Source organism: Streptomyces sp. NPDC111628, from assembly GCF_055635195.1.
Genome location: NZ_JBVKBZ010000003.1, coordinates 316687 through 343195, shown reverse-complemented (window position 1 = coordinate 343195; position 26509 = coordinate 316687). Strand labels below are relative to the sequence as shown.

General features: G+C 73.2%; 24 protein-coding genes. 12 read left to right on the top strand and 12 right to left on the bottom strand.

The window, feature by feature from the left end; all coding sequences use genetic code 11:
- The first annotated feature begins 142 nt into the window (after positions 1-142).
- Entirely contained in the window at positions 143-544 is a 402-nt protein-coding gene (locus ACZ7MF_RS16490; RefSeq protein ID WP_471477502.1) for a ribosomal maturation YjgA family protein, read from the top strand.
- Here ACZ7MF_RS16490 and ACZ7MF_RS16485 read toward each other — a convergent pair.
- The 3 genes from ACZ7MF_RS16485 to ACZ7MF_RS16475 are packed head-to-tail and all read right to left on the bottom strand — an operon-like array spanning position 531 to position 2865.
- Complete coding sequence (locus ACZ7MF_RS16485) at positions 531-1388, bottom strand: 5-oxoprolinase subunit C family protein (protein ID WP_471477501.1); 858 nt, start codon at positions 1386-1388, stop codon at positions 531-533. The genes ACZ7MF_RS16490 and ACZ7MF_RS16485 overlap by 14 nt on opposite strands.
- Positions 1385-2116, bottom strand: a complete 732-nt coding sequence (locus ACZ7MF_RS16480) for a 5-oxoprolinase subunit B family protein (RefSeq protein ID WP_471477500.1) — start codon at positions 2114-2116, stop codon at positions 1385-1387. The genes ACZ7MF_RS16485 and ACZ7MF_RS16480 overlap by 4 nt, the downstream gene beginning before the upstream one ends.
- Positions 2113-2865: a LamB/YcsF family protein gene (locus ACZ7MF_RS16475; protein ID WP_471477499.1), complete on the bottom strand. Its 753-nt coding sequence runs from the start codon at positions 2863-2865 to the stop codon at positions 2113-2115. The genes ACZ7MF_RS16480 and ACZ7MF_RS16475 overlap by 4 nt, the downstream gene beginning before the upstream one ends.
- Before the next feature lie 228 nt (positions 2866-3093).
- Here ACZ7MF_RS16475 and ACZ7MF_RS16470 point away from each other — a divergent pair, with 228 nt between their 5' ends.
- The 4 genes from ACZ7MF_RS16470 to ACZ7MF_RS16455 are packed head-to-tail and all read left to right on the top strand — an operon-like array spanning position 3094 to position 6507.
- Positions 3094-3813, top strand: coding sequence for a DUF969 domain-containing protein (locus ACZ7MF_RS16470; protein ID WP_052841386.1), 720 nt, complete (start codon positions 3094-3096; stop codon positions 3811-3813).
- Complete coding sequence (locus ACZ7MF_RS16465) at positions 3810-4784, top strand: DUF979 domain-containing protein (protein ID WP_471477498.1); 975 nt, start codon at positions 3810-3812, stop codon at positions 4782-4784. Before ACZ7MF_RS16470 ends, ACZ7MF_RS16465 begins: the two co-directional genes overlap by 4 nt.
- Before the next feature lie 47 nt (positions 4785-4831).
- Positions 4832-5482 carry a pyroglutamyl-peptidase I gene (pcp, locus tag ACZ7MF_RS16460; protein WP_471477497.1) on the top strand — a complete coding sequence of 217 codons (651 nt, stop codon included), beginning with the start codon at positions 4832-4834 and terminating at the stop codon, positions 5480-5482.
- A complete protein-coding gene (locus tag ACZ7MF_RS16455) occupies positions 5482-6507 on the top strand; it encodes a DUF2891 domain-containing protein (protein WP_471477496.1) in 1026 nt (341 codons plus the stop codon). Before pcp ends, ACZ7MF_RS16455 begins: the two co-directional genes overlap by 1 nt.
- Positions 6508-6522: 15 nt before the next feature.
- Here ACZ7MF_RS16455 and rpmF read toward each other — a convergent pair whose 3' ends face one another.
- The 5 genes from rpmF to ACZ7MF_RS16430 all read right to left on the bottom strand — a co-directional run bounded on the left by rpmF (position 6523) and on the right by ACZ7MF_RS16430 (position 14633).
- Positions 6523-6693 carry a 50S ribosomal protein L32 gene (gene rpmF / locus ACZ7MF_RS16450; RefSeq protein ID WP_356858087.1) on the bottom strand — a complete coding sequence of 57 codons (171 nt, stop codon included), beginning with the start codon at positions 6691-6693 and terminating at the stop codon, positions 6523-6525.
- 50 nt (positions 6694-6743) lie between these two features.
- Positions 6744-7961, bottom strand: coding sequence for a MalY/PatB family protein (locus tag ACZ7MF_RS16445; protein WP_471477495.1), 1218 nt, complete (start codon positions 7959-7961; stop codon positions 6744-6746).
- Positions 7958-9607: a maltose/glucose-specific PTS transporter subunit IIBC gene (malX, locus tag ACZ7MF_RS16440; protein WP_471477494.1), complete on the bottom strand. Its 1650-nt coding sequence runs from the start codon at positions 9605-9607 to the stop codon at positions 7958-7960. The genes ACZ7MF_RS16445 and malX overlap by 4 nt, the downstream gene beginning before the upstream one ends.
- Positions 9608-9773: 166 nt before the next feature.
- Positions 9774-10778, bottom strand: a complete 1005-nt coding sequence (locus ACZ7MF_RS16435) for a helix-turn-helix domain-containing protein (protein ID WP_471477493.1) — start codon at positions 10776-10778, stop codon at positions 9774-9776.
- A 117-nt stretch (positions 10779-10895) separates the two neighbouring features.
- Positions 10896-14633 carry a S8 family serine peptidase gene (locus tag ACZ7MF_RS16430; RefSeq protein WP_471477492.1) on the bottom strand — a complete coding sequence of 1246 codons (3738 nt, stop codon included), beginning with the start codon at positions 14631-14633 and terminating at the stop codon, positions 10896-10898.
- Positions 14634-14972: 339 nt separating this feature from the next.
- Here ACZ7MF_RS16430 and ACZ7MF_RS16425 point away from each other — a divergent pair, with 339 nt between their 5' ends.
- Positions 14973-16301: an SGNH/GDSL hydrolase family protein gene (locus ACZ7MF_RS16425; RefSeq protein ID WP_471477491.1), complete on the top strand. Its 1329-nt coding sequence runs from the start codon at positions 14973-14975 to the stop codon at positions 16299-16301.
- Between the two features lie 21 nt (positions 16302-16322).
- Here the strand turns inward: ACZ7MF_RS16425 and ACZ7MF_RS16420 are convergent, their stop codons facing one another.
- On the bottom strand, positions 16323-16943 hold the full coding sequence (locus ACZ7MF_RS16420) for a TetR/AcrR family transcriptional regulator (protein ID WP_471477490.1): 621 nt from the start codon (positions 16941-16943) through the stop codon (positions 16323-16325).
- Between the two features lie 84 nt (positions 16944-17027).
- Here ACZ7MF_RS16420 and ACZ7MF_RS16415 point away from each other — a divergent pair, with 84 nt between their 5' ends.
- On the top strand, positions 17028-17975 hold the full coding sequence (locus ACZ7MF_RS16415; RefSeq protein ID WP_471477489.1) for an aldo/keto reductase: 948 nt from the start codon (positions 17028-17030) through the stop codon (positions 17973-17975).
- Between the two features lie 63 nt (positions 17976-18038).
- Here ACZ7MF_RS16415 and ACZ7MF_RS16410 read toward each other — a convergent pair whose 3' ends face one another.
- From ACZ7MF_RS16410 to ACZ7MF_RS16400, 3 genes are all read right to left on the bottom strand, one after another.
- Positions 18039-18572 (bottom strand): TetR/AcrR family transcriptional regulator, encoded by a 534-nt coding sequence (locus ACZ7MF_RS16410; protein ID WP_471478847.1) that lies wholly within the window; start codon positions 18570-18572, stop codon positions 18039-18041.
- Positions 18573-18594: 22 nt separating this feature from the next.
- Positions 18595-19431, bottom strand: coding sequence for an alpha/beta fold hydrolase (locus ACZ7MF_RS16405; protein WP_471477488.1), 837 nt, complete (start codon positions 19429-19431; stop codon positions 18595-18597).
- An 83-nt stretch (positions 19432-19514) separates the two neighbouring features.
- Positions 19515-19742 carry a hypothetical protein gene (locus tag ACZ7MF_RS16400; protein ID WP_356858105.1) on the bottom strand — a complete coding sequence of 76 codons (228 nt, stop codon included), beginning with the start codon at positions 19740-19742 and terminating at the stop codon, positions 19515-19517.
- A 204-nt stretch (positions 19743-19946) separates the two neighbouring features.
- Between ACZ7MF_RS16400 and ACZ7MF_RS16395 the strand changes: the two genes are divergently transcribed.
- The 5 genes from ACZ7MF_RS16395 (at position 19947) to ACZ7MF_RS16375 (ending at position 26500) form a co-directional block, all read left to right on the top strand.
- The gene (locus ACZ7MF_RS16395; protein ID WP_471477487.1) at positions 19947-20888 is read left to right on the top strand and encodes a DUF6807 domain-containing protein; all 942 of its coding nucleotides are present in this window, start codon (positions 19947-19949) and stop codon (positions 20886-20888) included.
- 353 nt (positions 20889-21241) lie between these two features.
- Positions 21242-23467 carry an MMPL family transporter gene (locus ACZ7MF_RS16390; protein WP_471477486.1) on the top strand — a complete coding sequence of 742 codons (2226 nt, stop codon included), beginning with the start codon at positions 21242-21244 and terminating at the stop codon, positions 23465-23467.
- A gap of 92 nt (positions 23468-23559) precedes the next feature.
- On the top strand, positions 23560-24738 hold the full coding sequence (locus ACZ7MF_RS16385; protein ID WP_471477485.1) for a sensor histidine kinase: 1179 nt from the start codon (positions 23560-23562) through the stop codon (positions 24736-24738).
- Positions 24735-25406 carry a response regulator transcription factor gene (locus ACZ7MF_RS16380; protein ID WP_471477484.1) on the top strand — a complete coding sequence of 224 codons (672 nt, stop codon included), beginning with the start codon at positions 24735-24737 and terminating at the stop codon, positions 25404-25406. The genes ACZ7MF_RS16385 and ACZ7MF_RS16380 overlap by 4 nt, the downstream gene beginning before the upstream one ends.
- Positions 25407-25447: 41 nt before the next feature.
- Positions 25448-26500, top strand: coding sequence for a homoserine dehydrogenase (locus ACZ7MF_RS16375; RefSeq protein WP_471477483.1), 1053 nt, complete (start codon positions 25448-25450; stop codon positions 26498-26500).
- Positions 26501-26509: the final 9 nt, after the last annotated feature.

Below are 26509 nucleotides of genomic sequence, written 5' to 3'. Positions count from 1 at the left end.
CCCCACTCCGTTCGCGTCCCGGCGGGTGATGGCGGAAGGTGACCACGCGGTCGTGCGGTGCGAGACGATGGTGCCCGAGGTCTACGCGCGTCCGCCACCTGCCGTGGCGAATCGGCGGCGGAACCGACCGCACAATGGGCGCATGGTTTCCTCTTCTCCGGCCCGCGGCACCGTGCGGCACGATCCGAGGCGGACGCGGTCGGTGGCGGCGGTGTCCGCGGCGTTGATCGTCGGCGCCGGACTGGCGCTCAGGACCTTGGCGGCGGGCGAGGTGGCCAAGTACGGCGGAGACGCGCTGTACACCCTGCTGCTGTTCGCCCTCGTGTTCGTGGCGGCGCCGAGGACGGTACCGGCGAAGGCCGCCGCCCTGGCCCTGGCGGTGAGTTGGGGCGTGGAGTTCCTCCAGCTCAGCGGCGTGCCGGCGCACCTCGCCGAGCAGAGCACGGCGGCCCGTCTGGTGCTCGGTTCCACGTTCAACGCACCGGATCTGTTCTGGTACGCGGTCGGCGCGGCGGCCGGCCCACTGGTCGTCAGGCGAGCGTGAAGCGCACCGGGGTTCCGGCCACGGCCTGGGCCGCGGCGGCCAGAGCCTGCTCCGCGACGACCGCGACGACCGGGTAGCCCCCCGTCGTCGGGTGGTCGTGCAGGAAGATCACCGGGCGGCCGTCCGGCGGGACCTGCACGGCGCCCAGGACCATGCCCTCGCTGGGCAGTTCGCCCGTCGACACGCGCTGGAGCGGCGGGCCCTCGGTGCGCAGGCCGATGCGGTTGCTGTGCGGGGAGACATGGTAGGCGGCGGAGGTGAGCGTGCGCAGCGCGGCCGGGGTGAACCAGTCGGCGCGCGGGCCGGGGCGGACCGGCAGGACCAGTTCGGCCGGCGGTCCCGGCCAGCAAGCGGCGACCGGCGGCGGCGCGGGCCGCGCGGGGGCTCCCACCACCAGGACGTCCCCGTCCCGCAGGGGCTTCGGACCCAGCCCGGACAGCAGGTCCGTCGAACGGCTGCCCAGGACGGGTTCGGCGGCGATGCCGCCCGCGACGGCCACGTACGAGCGGACGCCCGCGGTCGCGGTCCCCACGTCCAGGACCGAGCCGGCCGGCACCCGCACCGGGGCGCCCCAGGCGGCCGGCCTGCCGTCGACCGTCACCGCGCAGGGCGCCCCGCCGACCACGGCGGCGACGTCCCGGTCGGGGCGCAGGGCGCAGCCGGTCAGGGTCGTCTCCAGGACGGCGGTGTCCGGGTCGTTGCCGAGGAGGCGGTTGGCGAGCCGCATCGCGGGCGCGTCCAGCGCGCCGGAGCGGGGCACGCCCAGGTGGGCGTGGCCGGGCCGGCCCGCGTCCTGCACCGTCGTGAGCGCCCCGGAGCGCACGGTGGTGAGTCTGCTGGTCATGCCCCGGCCTCCGGGCTCGTCCCGGCCGCCGGATCGTCACCGGTCGCGGTCGCGGTCGCGGTCGGGGTCCCGGTGCCGTACGCCGTGGCGCCGTCCGCCGTGACAAATCGCACACGTGTCCCCGGCGTGAGGAGCGCCGCCCGCTCCCGCGCCGGGTTCCACAGTGGCCGTGGGTCGGGCATGGTGCCGATCAGCTGCCAGCCGCCCGGCGTGGCGCGGGGGTAGACCGCGCTGTAGGGACCGGCGAGGGCCACCGAGCCGGCCGGGACGCGGGTCCTGGGCGTGGACCGGCGGGGGACGTGCAGCCGAGGGGGCAGGCCGGTGAGATAGCCGAACCCGGGGGCGAAGCCGCAGAACGCCACCCGGTAGGTGTGCGAGCGGTGGAGGGCGCCGACCTCGTCGGGGCCGACGCCCCACAGCGCCGCCACGTCGGCCAGGTCCGGCCCGTCGTAGCGCACGGGTATCTCCACCACGGCGCCCGTGTCGTCCGCGACCGGCGGCACTTCCCAGTCGGCGACCCGGCGGGCCAGCGCGTCCGGGTCCGGCACTCCGTCCAGCAGGACGGTCCGCGCCCCCGGCACGACCTCGGTGACCGGCGGCAGGGCCCCGGCGGCGCGACGGCGCAGCACTTCCGCGAGGAAGGCCGCGGTGTGCTCGGCGTCCCGCAACTCGACCAGGAGGGCGTGCCGGCCCGCCGGGCGCGCGGTGAGGGACCGTCCGTCCGTCATGCGAACGCCCCGATCCCCACCCCGGCCGTCTCCAGCGCCTCGCGCACCCGGGCCGCGATCCGGGCGGCGTTCGGGGTGTCGCCGTGCACGCACAGGGAACGGGCGGCGACCGCGACGGTCGTACCGTCCACGGCCTCGACGGCGCCCTCCACGGCGAACGCCAGCGCGCGGCGCACCACCGCGTCCTCGTCCGTCACCACCGAGCCCGCCTCGCTACGGGGGACCAGGGTGCCCCGTGGGGTGTAGGCACGGTCCGCGAAGGCCTCCGGGACGCCGGTGAGGCCCGCCTCCGCGGCGGCCGTGAGCAGCCGCGAGCCCGGGAGGCCGAGCACCGGCAGCGCGCCGCCCGCCAGCCGCACTCCGGCCACGACGGCGCGGGCCTGACCGTCGTCGTGGACGGTGCGGTTGTAGAGCGCGCCGTGCGGCTTCACGTAGGCGACCGGGGCGCCGGCGGCCTCGGCGAACACCCGGAGGGCGCCGATCTGGTACGCCACCTCGGCCGCCAGCTCGGCGGAGGGCACGTCCATGGCGCGCCGGCCGAAGCCCGCCAGGTCGCGGTAGGACACCTGCGCCCCGATCCGCACCCCGCGCTCCGCGGCGAGGTCGCAGACGCGGCGCATCACCGAGGGGTCGCCCGCGTGGAAGCCGCACGCGACGTTGGCGCTGGTGACGACGGAGAGCAGGGCGTCGTCGTCGGTGAGGGTCCAGCGGCCGAAGCCTTCACCGAGATCTGCGTTGAGGTCGATCACACCTTGAAAGTAGACGATCGTTGAACGATCCGACAAGGGACACTCGCTCGACCTCCCGCTCGACCGCTCCGGAGACGAAGAGGATTCACCTCTTGTTAGATCGTTCAACGATCGCTAGTGTCCGTGCATCTGCCACACATCTGGAGCTATGGTCCCCGGGACCCATGAGTCACGTTCCGAAGCTCCGGATCCGTGCCCTGCCCCCTCATGCCTGAAGAAGGCCACCGAATGATCGTTCTCCTCGGTGTGGTCGTGGTGATCCTCGGATTCGTCACGCGCCGCAACCCCGTCCTCGTGGTGGGCGTCGCCGGTATCGTCACCGGACTGCTCGGCAAGATGAACCCGCTGGAGGTCCTCGCGGCCTTCGGCCGGTCCTTCGCCGACAGCCGCTCGGTCACCGTCTACGCCATCGTGCTCCCGGTGATCGGGCTGCTCGAGCGCTACGGCCTGCGCGAGCAGGCCCGCAATCTCATCGGCCGGCTGGGCAAGCTCAGCGCCGGCCGGTTCCTCACCGTCTACCTGCTGGTCCGGCAGGTCACCGCGGCCTTCGGCCTCAACAGCATCGGCGGCCCCGCACAGACCGTGCGGCCCCTGGTGGCACCCATGGCCGAGGCCGCCGCCGAACGCTCCACCGGGGCCAAGCTGCCGGACAAGCTGCGCGAGAAGGTCCGTTCCTACTCGGCCTCGGCCGACACCGTGGGCGTCTTCTTCGGCGAGGACTGCTTCATCGCCATCGGCTCCATCCTGCTGATCACCGGCTTCGTGAACTCCACGTACCACCAGGACATCGAGCCGACCCAGCTCGCCCTGTGGGCGATCCCGCTGGCCGTCTGCGCCTTCCTCATCCACGGCGCCCGGCTGCTGCTCATGGACAAGCAGCTCGAACGCGAGATGGCGCAGGCCGCCGCCGAACACGACCTGCCGCTTCCCGAGGGGGCCGACAAGTGATCAAGGTCGAATGGCTGTACTGGCTGATAGGCCTCGTCTTCGTCGTCATGGCCGTGCAGATGGCCACCGACCGCAGCAACCCCAAGCGGTGGACGTCCGCCGCCTTCTGGGGCCTGCTCGGACTCACCTTCCCCTACGGCACCGGAGTCGCCAACGCCACCGCGGACAACGGTGGCTGGACCCTGCCCGCCGAGCCGCTCGGCGTCGCCGTCCTGGCCCTGATCGTGCTCGCCGGCTTCAACTTCCTCGGCAAGGGCGTCCCGGTCACCACCACCGGCGAGCAGCGCGAGGCCGCGGCCGCCCGGCTCGGCAACAAGATCTTCGTCCCCGCGCTGACCATCCCGCTGGTCGCCATCGTCTGCGCCTCCGTCCTCGACGAGTCCGGGCTCTTCGAGACCGGCAAGGCCACCCTGCTCGGGCTCGGCCTCGGCTGCATCGCCGCGCTCGTCGTCGGCATGCTCGTCACCGGCGAGAAGAAGGTCTCCGTTCCGATCCACTCCGGCCGCTCCATGCTGGAGGCGATGGGCTCCGCCCTGCTGCTGCCCCAGCTGCTTGCCGTGCTCGGCTCGATCTTCGCCGCCGCCGGGGTCGGCGACCAGGTCGGCGACATCATGAACAAGGTCCTCCCCGAGGACTCGAAGTACTTCGCCGTCGTCGCGTACTGCGTGGGCATGTTCCTGTTCACCGTCATCATGGGCAACGCGTTCGCCGCCTTCCCGGTGATGACGGCGGCGATCGGCTGGCCCGTACTCATCCAGCAGATGCACGGCAACGAGCCCGCCGTCCTCGCGATCGGCATGCTGGCCGGCTTCGCCGGCACCCTGTGCACGCCGATGGCCGCCAACTTCAACATCGTCCCGGCCACCCTGCTCGAACTGAAGGACCAGTACGGGCCGATCAAGGCACAGCTCCCGACGGGCATCGCGCTGCTCGGCTGCTGCACGGTGATCATGGCGCTCTTCGCCTTCTGACCCCGCCCTCCGCGCCCGCCATCCGACCCGCACGGCAAGGAACGCCCATGACCCGTGTCCTCATCACCGGCTTCGCCCCCTTCGGCGGAGAGCGGGTGAACCCCTCCTGGCAGGCGGCCTCCCTGGTGGCCGCCGAACCGCCCGCCGGTCTCGCGGTCACCGCCGCCGAACTGCCCTGTGTCTTCGGCGAGTCCCTCGCCGCCCTGCGCGACGCCGTCCGGGCGGACAACCCTGACCTGGTGCTCTGCCTGGGGCAGGCGGGCGGGCGCCCGGGGGTCACCGTCGAGCGCGTCGGCATCAACGTCGACGACGCCCGCATCCCCGACAACGCCGGCGGGCAGCCCATCGACGAACCCGTGGTCCCGGACGGCCCCGCCGCCTACTTCTCCACCCTCCCCGTCAAGGCCTGCGTCGCCGCGATGCGCGAGGCGGGGGTCCCGGCCGCCGTCTCCAACACGGCCGGCACCTTCGTCTGCAACCACGTGGCCTACGGCCTCGGCCACCTCATCGCCACCGAGTTCCCGCACATACGAGGCGGCTTCGCGCACGTGCCCTGGGCGCCGGAACAGGTACCCGACGGCACCGCGCCCGCCCTCCCGCCCGCCACCGTCGCCCACGGCCTGCGCGCCCTGCTGGCCACCGCCGCCCGCACCCCCGCCGAGCAGGACCTGAAGGTCACCGAAGGAGCCACCCACTGATGCCGCTCAGCACCCACGCGGCCCCCTTCGTCCAGCTCGCCCTGGCGAACATCACCCGCGAGTACCCCAACTTCCCGGCCCACCTGATCGCTTCCGCCGACGAGCGGCTCGAACCCCGCTCGCTGCACCCCGCCTTCTACGGCGCCTACGACTGGCACTCCTCGGTGCACATGCACTGGCTGCTGGTCCGCCTGCTGCGCCGCCACGGCGGCACCCCCGCGCTGCCCGGCACCGAGCAGGCCGTCGCCACGCTCGACCGGCACCTCACCCCCGAGAACCTCGCCACCGAGGCCGCCTACCTGCGCGAGCGCCCCTCCTTCGAGCGCCCGTACGGCTGGGCGTGGCTGCTCGCGCTCGCCGCCGAATGCCGGGCGCACGGGGGCGCGGAGGGCCAACGGTGGGCCGGAGCGCTGGATCCGGCCGTGGACGCCGTCGACGCACTGCTGGCCGACTGGCTGCCCAAGGCCACCTATCCCGTCCGCCACGGCAACCACCCCAACAGCGCCTTCGCGCTGGGCCTCGCCCTCGACTCGGGCGAACTGTCCGCCGGGACCGACCGGGCCGTACGGGAACGCCTGCTGAGCTGGTTCGCCGACGACCACGACGCGCCCGCGCACTGGGAACCGTCGGGGCAGGACTTCCTGTCCCCGGCGCTCACCGAGGCCGACGCGATGCGCCGGGTCCTCGCGCCGGAACGGCTCGCGCGGTGGCTCGACCGCTTCCTGCCCGGGCTCGGGACCGGCGCCCGCTGCGCACTGCTGGAGGTGCCGGTCGTCTCCGACCACGCCGACCCGCAGATCGGCCATCTGCTCGGTCTGACGCTCAGCAGGGCCGCCGCGCTGCGCGCCCTGGCCGACGCCCTGCCCGACGGCCCGGTCCGCGCCCGCCTGGACGAGGCGGCCGGGGCACATCTCACGGCCGGCCTGCCGGCGGTGGAACGCGGTGACTTCACCACCGACCACTGGCTGGCCACCTTCGCCGCACTGGCGCTCGACCCGGTGGCTCCGCCGGCCCCGCGTCACTGACGCGGGGGAGGAGAGTCAGTCCTCCGGGCGCAGGAGGCCGCGGCGGTACGCGGGCACCAGGTGCCGCGGAACCCGCAGAGTCACCCCGTCCACCGTCACGGGCACCAGATTCGGCGTACTCGCCTTCCACTGGGCCCGGCGGTGGCGGGTGTTGCTGCGGGACATCTTGCGCTTGGGAACGGCCATGGTGAGGCTCCTTTCGGACGTGGAGCCCCGACCCTACATGAAAACGATGTTCATGTTGACCGTGTCGTGTTCCGCAGCGCCGATGCTCGTCGCCGCTCCGTGCGGGTGAGACGTCCCAGCGCCCGCACCAAGGCCTCGACGCCCGCCTCCGCCTTCGACCGGGGGCACCCGACGTTGAGCCGTACCCGTCCCGGCGAGCCGTAGGCGGCCCCGGGCATGACCGCCACCTTCTCGACCTCCACCAGCTCCCGTTGCAGCTCCTCGTCGTCGACGCCCAGCGGGCGCAGGTCGATCCACGCCAGGTAACCCGCCTGCGGGGGCCGCCAGTCGAGCCCGGGGAACGCCTCCCGGAGGCGGTCGGCGACCATCGCGAGGTTGCCCGCGAGATACGTCCGCAGCGCGTCCAGCCAGGGCGCCCCCTCGCGGTACGCGGCGATGTGGCCGACCAGCGACAGCACCGCGGGGGAGGAGAGCCCGTCCGCGTCCTTGAGCTGCCGCAGGTAGGCCTCGCGCGAGGCCGGATCGTTGATGATGCCGTAACTGCCGGTCAGTGCGGGAATGTTGAAGGACTTGGACGCCGAGGTGACCACCGCCCAGCGGCCGTCGCCGCCGTGGCGGACCCAGGGGCGGTGGACATGCGGAGCGTGGGCCAGGTCGGAATGGATCTCGTCGCTGACGACCGCGACGCCGTGCCGTGCGCACAACCGGGCCATCCGGTCCAGCTCCGCGGCCGACCACACCCTGCCCGTCGGGTTGTGCGGCGAACACAGCAGCAGCACCGCCGTGTCGGGGAGCGCCAGCAGCCGCTCCAGTTCCGGCCAGTCGTCCAGGGGACACTCCAGGAGCCGCCGACCGCTCGCCGCGACCGTCTTGGGGAACGCGTCGTACATCGGGGTGTGGGCGACCACCCCGTCACCCGGCCGCGACCACAGGTGCAGCAACCGCGAGACCTGGTAGACGACCGAGGGCGCGTAGACGACCGACCCGGGGTCCACGTCCGTTCCGTGCCGTGCCGCGTACCAGTGCACGATCGCGGACAGGAAGTCGTCCTGGCGCCAGCGGGAGTAGCCGAGGACCCCGTGGTCCAGACGTCCGCGCAGCGCCGCCAGCACCTCGGGGGCGGTCTCGAAGTCCATGTCGGAGATCGTGAACGGCAGCAGGTCCGGCACGCCGAACCGGTCCTGCACATAGTCCCACTGCGTGCACCAGGTGCCGCGCCGGTCCACCGGCGTGCCGAAGTCGTACGGCGCGGGCGGGGGCGCGGTCATCGCCGGCCCGCCGGGACCATCGTCGCGATGGCGTCCTTCACGGACTGGACCTGCGGACCGATGACGACCTGGACGTTGTGCGCGTCGAGCTTGATGACGCCCACGGCCCCCAGCTTCTTCAGCCGTGCCTCGTCCACCTCATCGGCGTCCGCCACCGTCATGCGCAGGCGGGTGATGCAGTTGTCCAGGGACCGGATGTTGCCCGCGCCGCCGATCGCGTCGAGCATGGCGGCCGCGTCGTACTTCCCCGCGACCAGCTCGCGGGCCGGTTCAGCAGCCACTCCGTGCCGGTCCTCCGCGTGTTCCGCGTCCTGCGCCCCTTCGTGCTCGTCCTGCTCGTCACGCTCGTCGTCCGCCGGCGGGTCCTCCCGGCCCGGCGTCCTGAGGTCGAAGCGGGTGATGGCCCAGCGGAACAGGAAGTAGTACGCGGCGAACCACACCGCCGCGATCACCGGCACCAGATACCACTTGGTCGTCGAGCCCTGGAGCACACCGAAGACGAGCCAGTCGATGACGTTGCCGTCCGTGTTGCCGATGAACACGCCGAGCACGGCCGCCGTGAGGAAGCCCAGTCCCACCAGGACGGCGTGGATGAGGTACAGCCACGGGGCGACGAACAGGAACAGGAACTCCAGCGGCTCCGTGATGCCGCCGACCACGCAGGCCACCACGCCGGACACGAGCAGGGCCTTGATCTCCGGACGCATCTGGCGCCTGGCGCAGTGGTACATCGCGAGCGCGGCGCCCGGCAGACCGCCCAGGTAGGCCGCCATCTTGCCCTGGGAGAGGAAGTGCGTGGCGTCGGTGACGGCCGCGTCGGGTGCCGCCGAGCAGTCCAACTGGGCGTAGAACAGGTTGAGTGCGCCGGAGACGTGGTCGCCGCACACGGTTCCCGAGCCGCCGACGTCCGTGAAGCGGAACATGGCGACGAGGATGTGGTGCAGGCCGATCGGGCGCAGCAGCACCTCGCCCATGCCGAAGAAGAACGGTCCGAAGACGCCCGTGTGCCCGATGCCCCGGCCGACCGCGCTGATCCAGCCGTTGAAGGTCGGCCACACCAGCGGGATGAGCAGACCGAGCACGCTCAGGACCAGGGCCGAGACGATCGGGACGAAGCGCAGCCCGCCGAAGAAGGCCAGCGCGTCCGGCAGCCGCTGGGTGCGGAAGCGCCGGTGGAGCAGGCTGACAACGATGCCAACGGCCACCGCGCCGAGCAGTCCCGTGTCGATGGACTGCACACCCAGCACGTCGGCTATGCCGTAGTGCTCGATCGCCTTCTCGTCCTCGAAGTCGACGCCCTTGGCGGTGAGGTAGAAGTTCACCGCGAGGTTCATGGCGACGAAGCCGACGAAACCGGAGAACGCGGCCACGCCCTTGTCCTCGCGGGCGAGGCCGAGCGGGATCGCCATGGCGAAGAGGACGGGCAGGAAGGTGAAGGCGACCAGGCCCGTGTTGGCCATCCAGGTGAAGACGAGGTGGAAGCCCTCGCCCTTCAGGAAGGCAACGTTGTCAGTGACCGCGTCACTCGACAGCGAGGAGCCGATGCCCAGCATGATGCCGCAGAACGCGAGCAGGGCCACCGGGAGCATGAACGTCTTGCCGAGGCCCTGGAGGAATTCCCAGAGCGCGGCCTTGGTCTTCTGCATGTGTACGGAACTTTCGGGCCTGGGGGACGGACCCGTCCGCTCGTCGTGACGACGCGGCGCGGGCCGGCGGGCGGAACCGGCGGCTGGGGGGAGACGCCGCCGCAGGGATCACATCACAGCGGGTCGGTGACTGTCCACGGTGTCCCGTGCCCGGTGCCCCTGCCCGTCACAACCAGCCCCGCCGCGCCGCCTGCCAGGCGAGCTGCATGCGGGTCGCGGCGTTGGCGCGTTCCATCATGCCCTGGATACGGCGCTGGACCGTGCGGCGGCTGAGCTGCATCTGGGAGGCGATCGCCTTGTCGGCCACTCCCGCCACCAGCAGCGACAGCAGCCTGCGGTCGGTGGGGGCCAGCGCGTCGGGCGCCGCCGGTCCGTCGGTCCCGGAGAGTTCGCCCGAGTCGTCGACGTCCAGCGGGACGGCGTCCTCCCAGTACCGTTCGAACAGCGCGATCAGGGCCGCCAGCAGATTGCTGTCCCTGACCAGCGCCGTCGTGGGTTCCTCCGGACTGCCGTGCGGTCCGCCGGCGACGAGGGGGAAGACGGCCACCGCGCGGTCCGCGATCGCCAGGCGCAGCGGCAGCTGCGGCACGGCACGGGCGACCTCACCGGCCCGCACGCCCGCCACGACGTTGTCGACCGCGCCCTCGTCGTCGAAGAACGCCTTCTCGTACAGCACCCGGTAGCGCACGCCGCGGGCCAGCGCCTCGAACTCCTCGGTGTTGCTGCCCGAGGGCATGGCCACGTACTGGGCCTTGCAGAACCAGAGCATCTCCTCGCGCACGCTGGTCTGGATCTGCCGCAGGTGCTGGCGCAGCGCCTCGGCACCGGTGATGACCTCCAGGAGCTGCCCCGCGTCCCGCCTGCGCATGGTGTCCCGGTAGGACTCGATCAGCCGGGCCGCCTCGTGCTGGGCGAGATCCAGCGCCTCGGCACTGCGCTTGAGCCGGGGCAGCAGGGCGACGTCGGGCGGAGCCGCCTGGTAGAGCCGGGGCACGCCGTCGGTGGGGCTGGCGAGTCCCTTCGCGGTGAGCGACTCCAGGACGTGGTCCATCCGCTCGACCGGAATGCCGTCACGCTCCGCCAGGTCGGCGGCGCCGGCCCGGCCGAAGGTGACGAGCAGTGCGTACACCGACTCCTCGTCGGGCGACAGCCCAGCGATCTCCAGCACCACGAACGCCCTCCCCGGATCCTGGGCCGTGACGGTTGAACACCGTACTGCACAGGCGGGGAGGGCGCGGCGGGGGTGTACGGCGTCACCTGCCGCACACCCCTCGTGCCGGACGGGCCGCTATCGGCGTACCGCGTAGGCGCGTTGCACCGTCTGCCGTACCGAGTCGCCCGCCGAGTCGCGCGCCGTGACGCGGAGCGTGACCCACGACTCCCCGTGGGCGGGCGGCGTGAGCGAGGCCCGGAAGGCGTTGTGGCCGTGGGCGTGGGTGCGCGCCGCCGACCAGGTGCGCCCGTCGTCGTAGGACGCCTCGACCCGCACGCTCACGCCCCGTGGCACGGGCAGTCCTTCCTGGGCACGCACCCGGACGTCGACGTGGTGCGAACGGGTGCCGCGCACGGAATTGCGCACGTCGACCGGTACGTCGTAGTCGAGTTGGAGCAGCGACAGCGGGGCGGCGGCGTCCGTGCGGCCCGACTCGAAGGACCAGGACGTACTGGTGGCCACACCCCTCGTCCAGGCCTCGGAGTCGCGCGAGGTCTCCATGTCCAGCCGGTAGCGCGCCCGTTCGGCCGGAACGGCCACGTTCTGCCAGGCGCTGTCGACCCCGTCGACAAGCTCGCCGTCCCGGTACAGCACGGCGCTCGCGGTGTCACCGCCGGAGGTGGGCGACCAGTGCCCGGCCTGCGAGTCGGTGAACTCCGGGACCCTCAGCCGCAGCACGTTGCCGTCCCGCACGGTCGGCGTGGCGGTGCCGGCGGGGATCGACGGGCGGACGACCGCGCCCTGCCAGGTCTCCCGGGGCCGCACGCCGGCCCGGTAGGTGCGCGGATCGTCCCGCATCCCGGCGATGAGCGGCTGGTCCACGTCGAACGTCGTGGTGTGGTGCACCCGGTGCTGCCAGGCGGTGTCGCCCGCGCTCACGTACTCGGTGCGCTCGAAGCCGAGCGGCACGAACCGGGTGTACTGGAGCCAGGCGGTGTTCTGGTACGGCCGCCAGCCGAAGCGCTGCTCGCTCGCCCACCCCGTGACACCGTTGTCGGCGTAAGTGCTGCGGACGACGGCGCTGTTGCGCGCGGACACCGTGTGCACGACCCTGCGGGGCACCTGCTGCTCGGACACCTGCATCACGTCGTACAGGTACGGGCTGCGCGCGGTGCCGGAGAACTTCACCGAGGTCGAGCCGCGGGCGATGCGGGCGAGCAGTTCGGCGCCCGTGTCCTTGCCGATGCGCAGCGTGGGCAGGGCGTTGCGGTCGCCCGTCGGCCGCCAGCGCGTCCAGCCGGTGTCGTTGAAGTGGATGAGGATCACCGCGCGGACCCCGGCGGCGGCCGCCCGTTCGACCAGGGCCCGCTCACCGGCTCCCGTCGGGTTGTCCACCACCGCGACCCTGCCGCGGGCGCGACTGAAGTCGGCGTCGGCCGCGTCGCCGGCGTCGACCGCGGTCAGGGTCGCGCCGCGCTCGGGGAAGAGCGGCGACGCGGGCATGTAGTAGGCGCCCAGGTCGAACCGCGTGCGGGACACCTTCGCCTGGATGAGCGGGGCGACGAGCTGCCAGCGGGAGGCGAACTCGAAGGTGCCTTCGGTGACCTTGGCCGTCGGGCTGATGTACAGCCGCTTGGCGATGTCGAAGTACATCGTGCCCTGGGTCAGGCTGCGGCCCCCGATCTCGCGGTAGGTCTGGTAGCTCATGATCCCGCGCTGCTCCGCCGGCCGGGGCGTGCGGATCTCCACGGGGACCGTCTTGCGGGCGTCCAGGGTGACGGTCATGTCCTTGGTGACCTCGACCTCGGGCAGCACCACGTGGCGCAGCTCCTCGCCGTCCTCGGCCGACGTGGTCCAGCTGGTGTTGAGCTGGTAGACGCCCTCCTCGACCTCGGCGACGGCGGCCGCGGGGTCGCTGTAGCCGACGAAGCCCTCGGCACCCCAGATGGTGGGCAGGTCGTCGACCTGCTTGCCGTCCTTGTCGATCGTCTTCACGGTGATCCGGTGCGTCGGCCCGTGCACCACCAGGCTCAGCGTGGTGTGCGCGGCCACCGAGCCGTCGGCGGTCGTCGCGGTGACGTAGCCGTAGAACTTGCCCTGTCCGGCGCGGGCGGGATCGACGGTCAGCGGCACTTCGGCCGAGCTGCCGGCGGGCACGCGTAGGGAGTCGGAGCCGAGCCGCGCCGATCCCTCGGCGGGCGCCTTGCCCCCTTCCGTGGCCAGCTCGACGGCGAGCGAGAGCGTGACGTCCTCGTCCGAGGAGTTGGTGTACCGGACCCCCGACGTCACGGGCTCGGTGTCCTGCGAGGTGAACGGTCCCATGACGAGGGTGCCGGTGGCGGTCACGGCGCCCAGTCCCGCGGCGCGCACGTCGATCCGCCCGCCGCCCTGTTCGGTGACCTTCTGGCCGTCCACCGTGACCGCCGTGCTGATCAGCGCGTCCTTCAACTGCGCGCCGGTCCAGTCCGGATGACGCTGGGCGAGGAGCGCGGCCGCGCCCGCCACGTGCGGGGTGGCCATCGAGGTGCCCGAGGCGGCGGTGTAGTGCTCGTCGACCGGGTCGCCCATCGCCGACCCGGCCGCGCGTGCCGCCACGATGCCCACACCGGGAGCCGTGACGTCCGGCTTCACCGCGTCGTCACCGAGGCGCGGGCCGCGGCTGGAGAACGGGGCGAGTGAATCGTCCCGGTCGACGGCCCCGACGGTGAGTGCGGCGTCCGCGGCCCCGGGCGAGCCGACCGTGCGGGGACCCTGCTCGCCCTCGTTGCCGGCCGCGACCACGAACAGCGTGCCGGTGCGCCGGCTGAGGTCGTTGAGCGCCTGGCTCATGGGGTCGGTGCCGTCGGTGGCCCCGGAGGAGCCGAGGCTCATGTTGACGACGTCGGCGCCCTGGTCCGCCGCCCACTCCATGCCCGCGATCACCTGCGACTCGCTGCCGAAGCCGTCGTCGCCGAGCACCTTGCCGACCAGCAACCGAGCGGCGGGCGCGACACCTTGGCGGCTCCCGCCGGAGGCGGCGCCGCTGCCGCCGACGATGGAGGCGACGTGGGTGCCGTGCCCGAAGACGTCGTTGGTGCCGGAGCTGCCCGAGAAGTCCTTGGCCGCCGCGACCCGGCCGGCGAGGTCGGGATGGCTCTGGTCCGCCCCGGTGTCCAGGACGGCGACCTTGACGCCGTCTCCCCGGTAACCGGCCGACCACACGTCCGGGGCGCCGATCTGGGCCGTGCTGCGGTCCAGGGACGCGCCCACCCGGCCGTCCAGCCACACGCGCGGCGTGGTGGCCGCGGCCTTCGCGCGCTGCCCGCCGGCCGGGACGAGCCGCTTCCAGAACCGGCCGAGGTCCGCGTCGTCGACCCGCACGGCATGCGCGTCGATGCTGTCGAGTTCGCGGACCGACGCGTCCCGCGCGAGGTCGGTCAACGCGTTCACGGAGGAGGCCGCCACTCCCTCGGCCTGCTCCACGATGAGCGGCAGCGCGTCGGTGTGCGCGGTGTCGTACCGCTGCGCGAGGAGCGCCGTCACGTCGAACAGGTCCCGGTCCAGGCGTCCGGCGGCGACCAGGGCGTCGGCGTCGGACGGGAGGACCGTCACATGGCCGTCCTGCTCGAGAGTACGGAAGAGCACGCCCCGTCTGCCGGGCCCCGGTGTGACGGACGCCGCCTGGCGTCCGTCCGCGGTGCGGGTGACGGTCACACTGTCACCGGTGATCAGCTTGACCGTCGCCGTGCCGTGGTCCGTCGCGGTGGCGTGGTCCGTCGCAGGCGCGACGGCGTCTTGACGCGGGGTGCCCGCGAGCGCGGGTACGGGGGCCACGGCGCCGGCGGCCAGCGCCAGACCGGCCGATATTGCAGCCAACAGGCGGATCCGTCTCATCAGTGCGCTGCCTTCCCATGCGTTCGATGCAAGTTCGTGCGTTGGCCAGGATGAGCTTGCCGAAGACGGGGTGTCATTCGATTCGGGTGGCACAGGTGGGACATGTCGCAAGGGCGACACCGGGGCGCCCCCAGGGTGTACGGCGGATGCAACCCGGTGTCGGGGGTGCGGGGTTGGCGTGTCGTGCGATGCGCGAGGCGCCGCAGGGCCGCGAGTGGCGTGAGCCGGGGGACGGCCGGGGAGGATCCAGCCCTGCACCTCGTCCCGTCCCGTCCGTCACCTCAGCCCACCTCACCCCACCTCATGGCACGTCACGTAACGTCGGAAAGGCTGGCACCGATGCGCCGTCTCCTTGCCCGAGTTCTCGACCCCGCCCGCGCACCCCTGGCCAGAGGAGTAGCGGCCGCCCTGGCCCTCACCCTGGCGTCCTCCGTCCTGGCCGCGTCCACGAGCACCGCCGCCGCTCCCGCCGGCACCGGGCCGGACCGTCGGCCGGGGGACAACGCCTGGTTCACGTCCTGGGCCGCCTCACAGCAGAACGCCGCGCCCACACCGCTGCGCGACCAGTCGATGCGCATGATCACCCACCTGAGCCAGGGAGGTGACGCGGTCCGGATACGCGTCCAGAACACCTTCGGCGAGACACCGCTCACCGTCGACGCGGCGACGGTGGCCCACAGCGACGGCAAGGACGCCGCGACGGAGGGACGCCCGCGCCCCGTGACGTTCGACGGCCGGCGCCGGGTCGTCGTCCCACCCGGCGGTGAGGTGTGGAGCGACAGCACCGGACTCCGCACCGCCGCCCAGGACGACATCGCGGTGTCGCTCTCCGTCTCCGGCACCGTGGCTCCGGGGCGCCACGACAGCGCCTTCCGCACCAACTACCTGACCCCGCCCGGCTCGGGCGACCACACCGCCGACCCGGACGGCACCGCGTTCACCGGGACGACCGGCTCCACGCTCCTGGTCAGCGCGGTCGACGTACGCAATCCGCGGCTGCGGGGGAGCCTGGTCGCCTACGGCAGTTCGGTCGTCGACGGGACCGGGTCGACGAACTGCGGACCGGACTGCAGCCGCCCGGGCGCCAATCTGAGGTGGACCGACGACCTCGCCCGGCGGATCACCTCGGAACTGCCTCCCACCCGGCAGTTCGCCGTCGCCAACGCGGGCATCGGCGGCACCACGAGCGCCGCGACCTGCCCGGGCATCGGTGAGGCCGTCCGCGGTCTGGACGCCGCCGCCCGGCTGGAGCGCGACGTACTGTCCCTGCACGGCGTCACGGGAGTCCTCTACTACTACGGGACCAACGACCTCCCGGCCGGCTGCGACGCCGCCCGGATCCAGGCGAGTTACCGCGAGGTCTTCCAGCGACTGCGCGCCGCGGGCATCAAGGTGTACGTCACGCCCATCACCCCTCGCCCCGGCTACACCGACCAGCACAACCGCGACCGGCACGCCGTCGGCACGTTCGTCGCGAAGTGGAACAGCTGTGGCGGCACCTGCGACGGGATCCTCCCCTTCGACCAGGTACTCGAAGACCCGGTACGGCCGAACAGCATCAACCCGCCGTACGACACCGGCGACGGGGTCCACGCGAACATCGCCGGCCAGCAGGCCCTCGCCGACATCGTCTCGCTCCCGATGCTGGCGGCCTCGGCCCGCCGGTGACCGGTGACCCGCCGGCGCGGGTCATGAACTCCCCGGCGGCCTGAGGGCGTCGACGACGAGATCGAGCAGGCGCTCCGTGCGCTCCGGCTCGTCGTCGACCGTCGAGAGGAACACGCCGAGCAGCATCGCGGTGACGTCGTCGGGTGCCACGTCCCCGCGCAGCGAGCCCGCCCGTGCCCCCTGCGCGAGCATGGTGCCGATCGCGGCCGTGATGCGCTCGCGGGTGGCGGGCGTCGCGAGGCGTCCCGAGGCCCAGCCGCTGTGAAGGGTGTTGAGCATGGAGCGTTTCGTCGCGACGAACGCCGCGTAGCGCTCCATCCACGCGCGCAGCGCCAACTCGGGCGGCAGCTCGTCCAGCAGCGCGGAGGCACTGGCCGTGACGTCGTCCAGTTCGGCGGCGTAGACGGCCTCGACCAGCGCCTCGCGGGTGGGGAAGTGACGGTAGAGCGTGCCGATGCCGACCCCCGCCTCGCGGGCGATGCCGTCCAGGGGGACGGTGTCGTCCGCGGCCGTGAACGCCGCCCGCGCGGCGGCGACGAGCTTCTCGCGGTTGCGCCGCGCGTGCGCGCGCAGCGGGCGTTCGGCGCCGGCCGGCCGGTCGGACCGGGCGGGGACAGCGTTCGGTTCCTGGTCCGGACTCAAAGCGGAGGATCCTCCGGTAGTGCTACAGTCGTAGAAGCGGAGGGTCCTCCGCTTCTGCCATCATCGCACGAGGACGGACTACCCATGACGTCAACCGGCACCCCCTCCTCTTCCCGTGTCACGCACGCCGGCACCCCCCGCCCCGGCGGGGCCGGACTGCTCGCCGGCCGCACCGTCTCCCGGATCGGCTACGGCGCGATGCAGCTCGAACGCCTGCACGCCGACCGGGCCGCCGCCGTCGCCCTCGTGCGCCGAGCGGTCGAACGCGGCGTCGACCACCTCGACACCGCCCAGTTCTACGGCGACGGATTCGTCAACGAGGTCGTCCGCGAGGCGCTCCGCCCCGCGGACGACGTCGTCGTGGTGAGCAAGGTCGGCGCCGACCCCGACCCCGGCGGCCCCCTCCCGCTGCGCCCCGCACAACGGCCGGAGGAACTGCGGGCGAGCGTCGAGGACAACCTCAGGAGCCTCGGCACCGACCGGATCCCGGTCGTGAACCTGCGCCGCCTCGACACCGGCCCCGGCCTGCGCGCGGAGGGCGACCAGGCGGTCGACCTCGACGACCAGCTCGCCGTGATGACCGCACTGCGCGACGAGGGCAAGATCGGTGCGATCGGTCTGAGCAGCGTGACCCCGGACGGACTGCGCCGGGCCCTCCCGGCGGGCATCGTCTGCGTGCAGAACGCCTACAGCGTCGTGAGCCGGGACGACGAGGACATGCTCGCGCTGTGCTCCGCCGGGGGCGTCGCCTGGGTGCCGTACTTCCCGCTCGGCGGCGCGTTCCCCGCCATGCCCAAGGTCGCCGACGAGCCCGCGGTGCAGACCGTGGCCAAGAAGCTCGGCGTGACGCCGGCCGAGGTGGGGCTCGCCTGGCTGCTCCACCACGCCCCGAACGTGCTGCTCATCCCCGGCACCGCCGACGCCGGCCATCTGGACGCGAACCTCGCCGTGGGCGACATCGCCCTGGACGCGTCGTCCCTCGCCGCACTCGACGCCGTGCGCAGCCGCTCCGCGGACGTGCGGCTCGGCTGACGCCCGCCCCGAGTGCCACTGCCCCGGCCGGGGCGCCCGGCACGCTTGCGCGATGCCGGTGTCTCACAGGGTGCGCAGGCCCCGGTCGGCGAAGGCGATGAGCCACTCGAAGCTGTCGTCGACGTCGGTGCTCCACTGGAAGCCGTCCGACGCCTGCAGCGTGGCGAAGCCGTGGAAGAGGCTGCGCAGCAGGCGCAGCGCGTGGTTCACGTCGCCCTCCTTGAGGTCGTAGCCGCGCAGGACCGCGGTGAACGCGCCGAGCAACCGCTGCCCGGCGGCGGCCAGCGGATCGTCCGGCCCCGAGGGTTCCTGGCCGATCGTCGCGGCGTACCGGCCGGGGTGCTCCAGGACGAAGGCGCGGAACGCGCGCGCGGCGGCCGCCAGGGCGTCCCGCCCCGCGTATCCCTGGACCGCGCCGCCGACGGCGTCCGCGGCCTCGTTCAGGGCGCGGACCGCGATCCGCCGGGTGAGGTCGTCCTGGCCGCCCACATGCTTGTACAGGGACGGGGTGCGTACGCCGACCCGCTCGGCCAGCAGGCCCATCGTCAGGTTGGCGAAGCCCACTTCGTCGGCCAGGGCGGCACCGGCCGCGACCACGGCCGCCGGATCCAGGCCCGCCCTAGGCACGGGCGGCGTCCGAGCGGAGGAAGGCGAGCACGAGCGCGACCACCTCGTCGGGGAACTGGTCGTGCGGGTAGTGACCGGCGCCCTCGATCATCTCCAGGCGGCCGAGCCCGGACGGCAGGGCCGCGACGACCGCCGAGCCCTCCGCGTGCGGGTCGGCCCAGTCCGGGTCGAGGGTGCCCATCACCACCAGGACCGGGCAGCGGACGTTGCCGAGCTGGGCGCCGGCGTCCGTCGGCGCGCTGCGGCCCATGGCCTGCATGGCCTTCATCCGGCCCGGCTCGCGCAGCCGGGACTCGATGCGGCCGAGCCGCTCGCTCCAGTGGGCCGGCTTCACACCCGGGTACGCGACGTCGAGGTACGAGCGCCACAGGGGCAGGCTGCCGAACGCGCCCGCGCCGAGCAGGCGGAGCATGCCCCGCCGGAACCGCTTCACCCGCAGGTCGCCCAGTCGCATCGACTGTTTGCGGGTGAACGGCGCCAGCTCGACGACCGCCGTGATCAGGGCGGGCTCCCGGGCCGCGGCGATGGTGGCGGCGCCGCCCGAGACCGAGTGGCCGACCAGTACGGCCGGGCCGCCCAGGTGACGGATCAGGGCGATCAGGTCACCGGCGATGGCGGTGCGGCTCCACTCCGGCCAGTCGACGCTCGACTCGCCGCAGCCGCGCAGGTCCACCGCGGCGACCCGGTGACCGGCCGCCACCAGCTGGGGGACGACGGCGCGGTACGCGGCGCGGCTGTCCCCCATGCCGTGCGCGAGCACGATCAGCGGGCCGGATCCGGTCACTTCGTACGCGATCGTGCCGCCGTCGACGGCAAGGTGCTCGGTCATGTCACTCCCCGGTATGGCTAACAGCTTTAACTAAAAGCTACTACCATTAGCCAATGCTGTCAACGGCCCACCGGGAGGGTTCGCTACGAGGGGGTGTGTCGTCCCGTCGCGCGTTGTACGGCCAGCTCCACCTCGCGATGCGGCACGCCGGTCTCGTCGGCGTAGGCGGCGATGCCCCGGGCGAGCGCGGCGGTGGCATCGGACCAGACCGCCAGGGCGACCGTGGCGTTCTCGCCCCTGTTGCTGCGGTAACGGTTGTCCGCCGCCTCGACGGCACGCCGGAGTTCAATGAGGTGTCTCGGGATTTCCATGGTCAAAAAGCCTAGGGCGGCCCGGCGCGCGGCCCAGTGTCTCGCCGAGCGAGGGTGCTCTCGACGAGGGCACTCGTCCTTGCCCCCGCCGATGCCCAAGTGGCCCGACGATGCGGCGAGCCGCCTTGTGGCAAGCGCTTGCTATCGTGTGGCCCGACGGTGCCGCGGCATACGTCCGCGAGGACCAGGGAGGAAGAGGACCAGATGACGCTCTCACTCACCCACGTCCACGGCGACCGCGTCACCGTGACCCACGGGCCGGCCGGGACCGAGCTGTTCTCCTACGTGTACCGTCCCGAGGCCGCATGGGAGGCGCCCAAGCCGTACCTCCACCCGGTCCGGACCCTGTCCGGCGGACTCGTCACGGACTACCGCCCCAACGACCACCGCTGGCACAAGGGGCTCCAGCTGACCGCCTCCCACCTGTCCGGGCAGAACCTGTGGGGCGGCAACACCTATGTGCACGGCGAGGGTTACCGCGCGCTGCCGGAGCGGGTCGGCTCGATGGCCCACGTGTCCTTCGAGGAGGTCGGCGCCGAGGCGGACCGCGCCGTCATCGCCGAGCGGCTGACCTGGCACCCGCACGGCGGCGAGCTGTGGGCCGAGGAGGAACGCCGCATCGAGGTCCGCGACGTCGACCCGGAGACCGGCAGCTGGACGCTCATCTGGACGTCGGCGGTGACCAACCGGCGCGGCGAACCACTGCGGTTCGGCAGCCCCACCACCCACGGGCGCCCCGCCGCCGGTTACACCGGGCTGTTCTGGCGCGGGCCGCGCGCCTTCCGCGGCGGCCGGGTCTTCACGGCGGAGTCCGCCGGTTCCGCGGAGTCCGGCGAGACCGACCCGATGGGCTCCCGGGCACGCTGGCTGGCCTACGTCGGCGAGCACGACGGACGGGACGGCCACGCCACGCTCGTCTTCGAACACGCCCCCTCCAACGACCACTCGGGCGAGAAGGGCAGCCACCCGGCCCACTGGTTCGTGCGCAACGACCCCTTCGCCGCGGTCGCACCCTCCTGGGCCTTCCACGAGGAACTGGTCCTCCCGCCCGGCGAGACCCTCGCCCGGGCCTACCGCGTGGTCGTCGCCGACGGCGCCTGGGACCGCGGGCGGGTCGCCGCGCACCTGGACGGACTCGCGTGGTGAGTCCGACGTACGACGGCCCTGAGTCCGACGTACGACGGCCCTGAGCCCGACGTACGACGGCCCTGAGCCCGACGTACGACGGCCCTGAGCCCGACGTACGGCGGCCCGGGCCCAACTCGACGCACCGCGCGGCCGGGACGGCGGCACCTGAGAGCCGCCCGGGTCTGCGCGACCGGTCCCGCGGCCCGCCAACGCCTCGGCAGGTGAGGCGGACCGGCCGTCCACCCGGGTGTCCGACCTCTGCCGCGGTACTCGAAAGTGAGTACACGCGACGGTCGGTGCGGACGACGACGGGGCGGTGGCCGTCCCGTGAGTCTGGAGAGGTTCCCCAGATCAGATGCGGAGACCTCTCCATGGCAACTTTGCTGTACCGGCTGGGCCGTGGCGCCTTCCGACGGCGCCGGTGGGTGACCCTGGCGTGGGCGGCCGTCGTCCTCGGCGTCGTGCTGGGCGCCATGAGCGCCGGCGAGACGGCCGACGACTCGGACTCGATGCCGGGAATCGAGTCCCAGCACGCCTTCGACCTCATCAACGAGCGGTTCCCGGGCACCGAGGCGGAGGGTTCCAGCGCCCGGATCGTCCTCGTCGCACCGGACGGTGGCAAGGTCACGGCGACCGAGTACCGGGCGGCGATCGACGCCCTGGTGGCCGAGGTGGCCGACGGGCCGCAGGTCGCCGCGGTGTCGGACCCCCTCGACGCGACGACGGTCAGCGAGGACGCGTCCACGGCGTACGCCACCGTCACCTACAAGGTGACCGACGACAACGTCACCGACGCCAGCAGGGAAGATCTCACGGAAGCGGTGGAGGAGGCCCGGCACGCGGGGCTGACCGTCGAGGCCGGCGGCGACGCCCTGGTGAGCGAGCCGTCCACCGGGATCGGTGAGTTCCTGGGCATCGGCGTCGCCGCGGTGGTTCTCCTGATCACCTTCGGATCGCTCGCCGCCGCCGGGTTGCCGCTGATCACCGCCGTCGTCGGCGTGGCCCTCACCCTCGCCTCGATCATCGCGCTGGGCGGCGCCCTGGGCCTGTCCGCGACCGACAGCGACCTCGCGACGATGATCGGCATCGCGGTGGGTGTCGACTACGCCCTGCTCGTTGTCTCCCGCTACCGCGAGGAGCGGGCGAAGGGGCACCACGCCCAGGAGGCGGCGGGGCTGGCCGTGGGCACGGCCGGATCCGCGGTGGTCTTCGCGGGACTCACCGTGGTCATCGCGCTGGCCGGCCTGTCGGTGATCGGAGTCCCGTCCCTGACGAGGATGGGCCTGGCCGCCGCCGGCGCGGTCGTCTGCGCGGTGCTGATCACACTGACCCTGGTGCCCGCGCTGTTCGGCTTCTGGCCCGACGCCCTGCTGGCCCGCCGCGTCCGCAAGGGGGCGAAGCCCGGTGCCGCCCGGCCGGTTCGGGAGACCGGGGAGTGGGCCGCCCGGTGGGCCCGGTTCGTCCGGCGCCGCCCGGTGCCCGTGCTGCTCGGCTCGGTGGCCGTGCTGGGCGCTCTCGCCGTACCGGCGCTGGACCTGCGGCTCGGCATGCCCGGTGACGAGGCCAAGCCCACGTCCACCACCGAACGCCGGGCGTACGACGCCCTCGCGGACGGCTTCGGTCCCGGGTTCAACGGCCCGCTGACCATCGTCGTGGACGCCAGGCAGGCCGACGACCCGCGCTCCGCCGTCGCGGCGGTCTCCGAGAAGATCGCCGGCACCGGGGGAGTGGTCTCCGTGTCGCCGCCCCGGTTCAACGCCGCGAAGGACACCGCGGTGATCCAGGCCGTCCCGTCCACCGCGCCCACCAGCGAGCGAACGAAGGAACTCGTCCACACCATCCGCGACGAGCGCCTCGCGACCGAGTCCGACACCGGCACGACCTTCGAGGTGACCGGCACCACCGCGCTCAACATCGACGTCGCCCAGAAGATGACGGACGCCCTGATCCCGTACCTGCTGGTCGTCGTCGGTCTGGCCTTCCTCCTGCTGCTGGTGGTCTTCCGGTCCGTACTGGTACCGCTCAAGGCCGCCCTCGGCTTCCTGCTGTCCGTCGTGGCGTCCTTCGGCGTACTCGTCACGGTCTTCCAGAACGGCCACGGCGCCGGACTCCTGGGCATCGAGGAGACCGGACCGATCATGAGCACGATGCCGCTCATGCTGGTGGGCATCGTTTTCGGCCTCGCCATGGACTACCAGGTGTTCCTCGTGTCGCGGATGCGGGAGGCCGTCATCCACGGGGAGCGGCCCGCGGAGGCCGTCGCCACCGGGTTCCGCCACAGCGGCCGGGTCGTGACCGCCGCCGCGGTCATCATGATGGCCGTCTTCGCGGGCTTCATGACCGGCGGTGAGACCCTGCTCAAGATGGTCGGCTTCGGCCTGGCCGCCGCCGTCCTCTTCGACGCCTTCGTCGTCCGCATGGCCTTCGTGCCCGCCGTCCTCGTCCTGCTCGGCGAGCGGGCGTGGTGGCTGCCACGCCGGCTGGACCGGCTGCTCCCGCGGGTCGACGTGGAGGGCGAGGCCCTCGGCCGCAGGGCCCTGACCCCGGCGCTCGCCGCCGATCCCGGCGTCGAGGAGCAGGACCCGGTGCGCCTCTGAACCGCGCCCGGGGAGGGCCGCCCGTGTGTGCCACGGGCGGCCCTCCTGACGTGCGCGGGCCGCATCGGCGATCCTGGTCCGAGGAGGAACTCATGCTCAGCAGCTGGCGACGGTACGCCGACGGCCACCCACACCTCGTCGAGGCGGCCTTCCTGCTGCTGGTGCTCGTTGCCACGAGCCGGCAGTACGTGGAGGGAGACCCGGGCTGGTGGGCGGGCCAGCCCCTGGCACTCGTGGCCGCCGCCGGCCTGGTCCGGCGCCGCGACCACCCGCGAGCCGCGGTCCTGACGGCCGCCGCCTGCGCCGCCGTGTCCGTGGCGGTGGGCTATCCGGTCCTGCCGCTGTTGCTGACGCCGGTGCTGGTGGCGCTGTACGAAGCGGCGGCCCGGACCCCCCAGCGAGCGGCCTACGTCTCCTACCTCGGAGCCGTCGCGCTGATCATTCCGGCCGCGCTGCTCTCCGGGCGCAACGGTCAGCCGTGGGCCACCGAGAGCTTCGGCCCGGCCGCCTGGATGCTGTTTCCCGTTCTGGCCGGCACGTCGGTCAGAAGCCGACGCGCGTACGTCCACGCCGTCCACACCCGGGCCGAGCACGCCGAACGCACCCGCGAGGAGGAGGCCCGCCGGCGCGTCGCCGAGGAGCGCGTCCGGATCGCCCGCGAACTGCACGACGTCGTCGCCCACCACATGGCGCTGGCCAACGCCCAGGCCAATACCGCCGCCCACCTCGCCCACACCCACCCGGACCAGGCCCACGAGATCCTCACGCACCTCACCGGCACCACCGCGTCGGCGTTGCGCGAACTGAAGGCCACCGTGGGTCTCCTGCGCCGCTCCGACGAGCCCGAGGACCCGCTGCAACCCCCGCCCGGACTCGGCCGACTCCCCGAACTGGTCTCCGCGTTCGGCTCCGCCGGACTCCTGGTCACCGTCACCACCGAGGGCGTGCCGCGCCCCCTGCCGGCCGGCGTGGACCTGACCGCCTACCGGATCGTGCAGGAGGCGCTCACCAACGTCACCAAACACACCGACGCCGGCTCGGCGGACGTGCAACTCGCCTACACCCACGACCGGCTGACCCTCACCGTCGCGGACGACGGAGGCGCAACCCCGCGCCCACCGGGCCCCGACGGCGGCTTCGGCCTGGTCGGCATGCGGGAACGCGCCCAGACCTCCGGGGGCCACCTGCGGGCGGGTGCCCTGCCGGAAGGCGGTTTCGCCGTCACCGCCGAACTGCCCGCCCCTCCTCCACCAAGGGAACTGCCCCAATGACCATCCGCGTGCTCCTCGCCGACGACCAGGCTCTGCTGCGGGCGACGTTCCGGATCCTCATCGACTCGAGCGAGGACCTGGAAGTCGTCGCCGAAGCCGCCGACGGTCAGGACGCCGTCGCACTGACCCGCACCCACCGACCCGACATCGTCCTCATGGACATCCGCATGCCCGGCACGGACGGCCTCGCCGCCACCGCAGCCATCTGCGCCGATCCCGACCTCAGGGGCTCCCGGGTCCTCGTCCTCACCACCTTCGAGACCGACGAACACGTCGCCCGGGCCCTGCGCATCGGCGCGAGCGGATTCCTCGGCAAGGACGTCACGGCCGAGGAACTCCTCGACGGCATCCGCACGGTGGCCGCCGGCGACGCCCTCCTGTCCGCCGCGGCCACCCGCAGCCTCATCACCCGGTTCCTCGATTCCCCCGACCCCGGGACGTCCCCCGTGGCGCCCGAGGACCTGGCCGCCCTCACCGCCCGCGAGCGGGAGGTGACCGCCCTGGTCGCGGACGGCAAGTCCGACAAGGAGATCGCGGCCGAACTGTTCCTCAGTCCGCTGACCGTACGCACCCACGTCCAGCGCGCCAAGACCAAGCTCGGCGCCCGGGACCGGGCTCAACTGGTCGCCCACGCCTACCGCTCCGGGCTCGCGCGGCCGCCCCGCTGACGGGCCTTCTCACGGCCGGGGTGTGAGAGGATCCCGGATCCATGAGTGAAGTGACCGGAGCGACCGGAGCGACTGAAACTGCCGGAGCGATCGGAGCGACTGCGACCGATGTGGTCCTCGCCGGGTACGGCCCGGTCGGCCAGGCCTTCGTCGACCGGCTGGCCCGGGACGGAGACGCGCTCGCACGCCGCTACGGCGTCCGGCCCCGGGTGGCCGCCGTACGCGCGAGCGCGGCCCAGTGCCTGCCGGGCGCGGACGGGTCGGTGCCGCCGCGGTCGCAGTGGGGTCCCGCGAGGCCGCTGGGCGAGACCTTCGACCGCACCGGCGCGCGGGTGTTCGTCCAGGCCGTCCCGTCCTCGCCCGGACTGCGGGAGCGTGCCGCCGAGGAGGCCGTGGCCGCACTGCGCCGGGGCATCCACGTGGTGACGGCCACCAAGAGCCATCTGCTCACGCACTGGGGGGACCTCGACGCGGCCGCCAGGGCGGGCGGCAGCATGATCAGGATCTCCGGGGCCACCGGGGCGGCGCTCCCGGCGGGCGACCTGTCGCGCACGTCCCTGCGCGGCCTGGACTGCCGGACGCTCCGCGCCTGCCCCAACGGCACCGCCACCTTCGTGCTCGACCGCCTGGCCGAGGGCGACACGCTGAGCGACGCGATCCGCGCCGCGAGGCTGCGGGGCATCGCGGAGGCGGACCCCTCGGCGGACCTGTCGGGCGAGGACGCCGCCACCAAGGTGCGGCTGCTGGCCGCGCTGGCCTGGGGCTGGGACCCGGCCGAGGTGCGGGTGCGGGCGGAGCCGGTGGACGGGACCACGGCGAGGCGGGCCCTGGCCGCGGCCTCCCGGTCCCGTCGGCTGCGGGCGGTCGCCGGCGCGTCGGTGGCCGAGCCCGGCGTCGTGCAGGTACGGCTCGAGGAGACGGAACCGGGGGACCCGCTGCACGCACTGACCGGGCCCGAGAAGGCCGTGGTGTTCGGTTGTCCGGACGCGGGCGACGTGACGGTGAGCGGCGGGCGGTCGAGCCCGGTGGGAGCGGCACTGGCCCTGGTGAAGGACACCGTCGAGGTCACGGCCGCGCGCACCGGCTTCCACTGACGCAGGGGT

Excerpts from the sequence above, each read along its gene's own strand:
- ACZ7MF_RS16445 (WP_471477495.1), bottom strand. The coding sequence starts at position 7,961 with ATGACCGCGCCCCCGCCCGCGCCGTACGACTTCGGCACGCCGGTGGAC.
- ACZ7MF_RS16375 (WP_471477483.1), top strand. The coding sequence starts at position 25,448 with ATGAGTGAAGTGACCGGAGCGACCGGAGCGACTGAAACTGCCGGAGCG.
- malX (WP_471477494.1), bottom strand. The coding sequence starts at position 9,607 with ATGCAGAAGACCAAGGCCGCGCTCTGGGAATTCCTCCAGGGCCTCGGC.
- ACZ7MF_RS16455 (WP_471477496.1), top strand. The coding sequence starts at position 5,482 with ATGCCGCTCAGCACCCACGCGGCCCCCTTCGTCCAGCTCGCCCTGGCG.
- ACZ7MF_RS16395 (WP_471477487.1), top strand. The coding sequence starts at position 19,947 with ATGACGCTCTCACTCACCCACGTCCACGGCGACCGCGTCACCGTGACC.
- ACZ7MF_RS16425 (WP_471477491.1), top strand. The coding sequence starts at position 14,973 with ATGCGCCGTCTCCTTGCCCGAGTTCTCGACCCCGCCCGCGCACCCCTG.
- ACZ7MF_RS16405 (WP_471477488.1), bottom strand. The coding sequence starts at position 19,431 with ATGACCGAGCACCTTGCCGTCGACGGCGGCACGATCGCGTACGAAGTG.
- ACZ7MF_RS16490 (WP_471477502.1), top strand. The coding sequence starts at position 143 with ATGGTTTCCTCTTCTCCGGCCCGCGGCACCGTGCGGCACGATCCGAGG.
- ACZ7MF_RS16480 (WP_471477500.1), bottom strand. The coding sequence starts at position 2,116 with ATGACGGACGGACGGTCCCTCACCGCGCGCCCGGCGGGCCGGCACGCC.
- ACZ7MF_RS16485 (WP_471477501.1), bottom strand. The coding sequence starts at position 1,388 with ATGACCAGCAGACTCACCACCGTGCGCTCCGGGGCGCTCACGACGGTG.
- ACZ7MF_RS16400 (WP_356858105.1), bottom strand. The coding sequence starts at position 19,742 with ATGGAAATCCCGAGACACCTCATTGAACTCCGGCGTGCCGTCGAGGCG.
- ACZ7MF_RS16385 (WP_471477485.1), top strand. The coding sequence starts at position 23,560 with ATGCTCAGCAGCTGGCGACGGTACGCCGACGGCCACCCACACCTCGTC.
- ACZ7MF_RS16430 (WP_471477492.1), bottom strand. The coding sequence starts at position 14,633 with ATGAGACGGATCCGCCTGTTGGCTGCAATATCGGCCGGTCTGGCGCTG.
- pcp (WP_471477497.1), top strand. The coding sequence starts at position 4,832 with ATGACCCGTGTCCTCATCACCGGCTTCGCCCCCTTCGGCGGAGAGCGG.
- ACZ7MF_RS16470 (WP_052841386.1), top strand. The coding sequence starts at position 3,094 with ATGATCGTTCTCCTCGGTGTGGTCGTGGTGATCCTCGGATTCGTCACG.
- ACZ7MF_RS16390 (WP_471477486.1), top strand. The coding sequence starts at position 21,242 with ATGGCAACTTTGCTGTACCGGCTGGGCCGTGGCGCCTTCCGACGGCGC.
- ACZ7MF_RS16380 (WP_471477484.1), top strand. The coding sequence starts at position 24,735 with ATGACCATCCGCGTGCTCCTCGCCGACGACCAGGCTCTGCTGCGGGCG.
- rpmF (WP_356858087.1), bottom strand. The coding sequence starts at position 6,693 with ATGGCCGTTCCCAAGCGCAAGATGTCCCGCAGCAACACCCGCCACCGC.
- ACZ7MF_RS16415 (WP_471477489.1), top strand. The coding sequence starts at position 17,028 with ATGACGTCAACCGGCACCCCCTCCTCTTCCCGTGTCACGCACGCCGGC.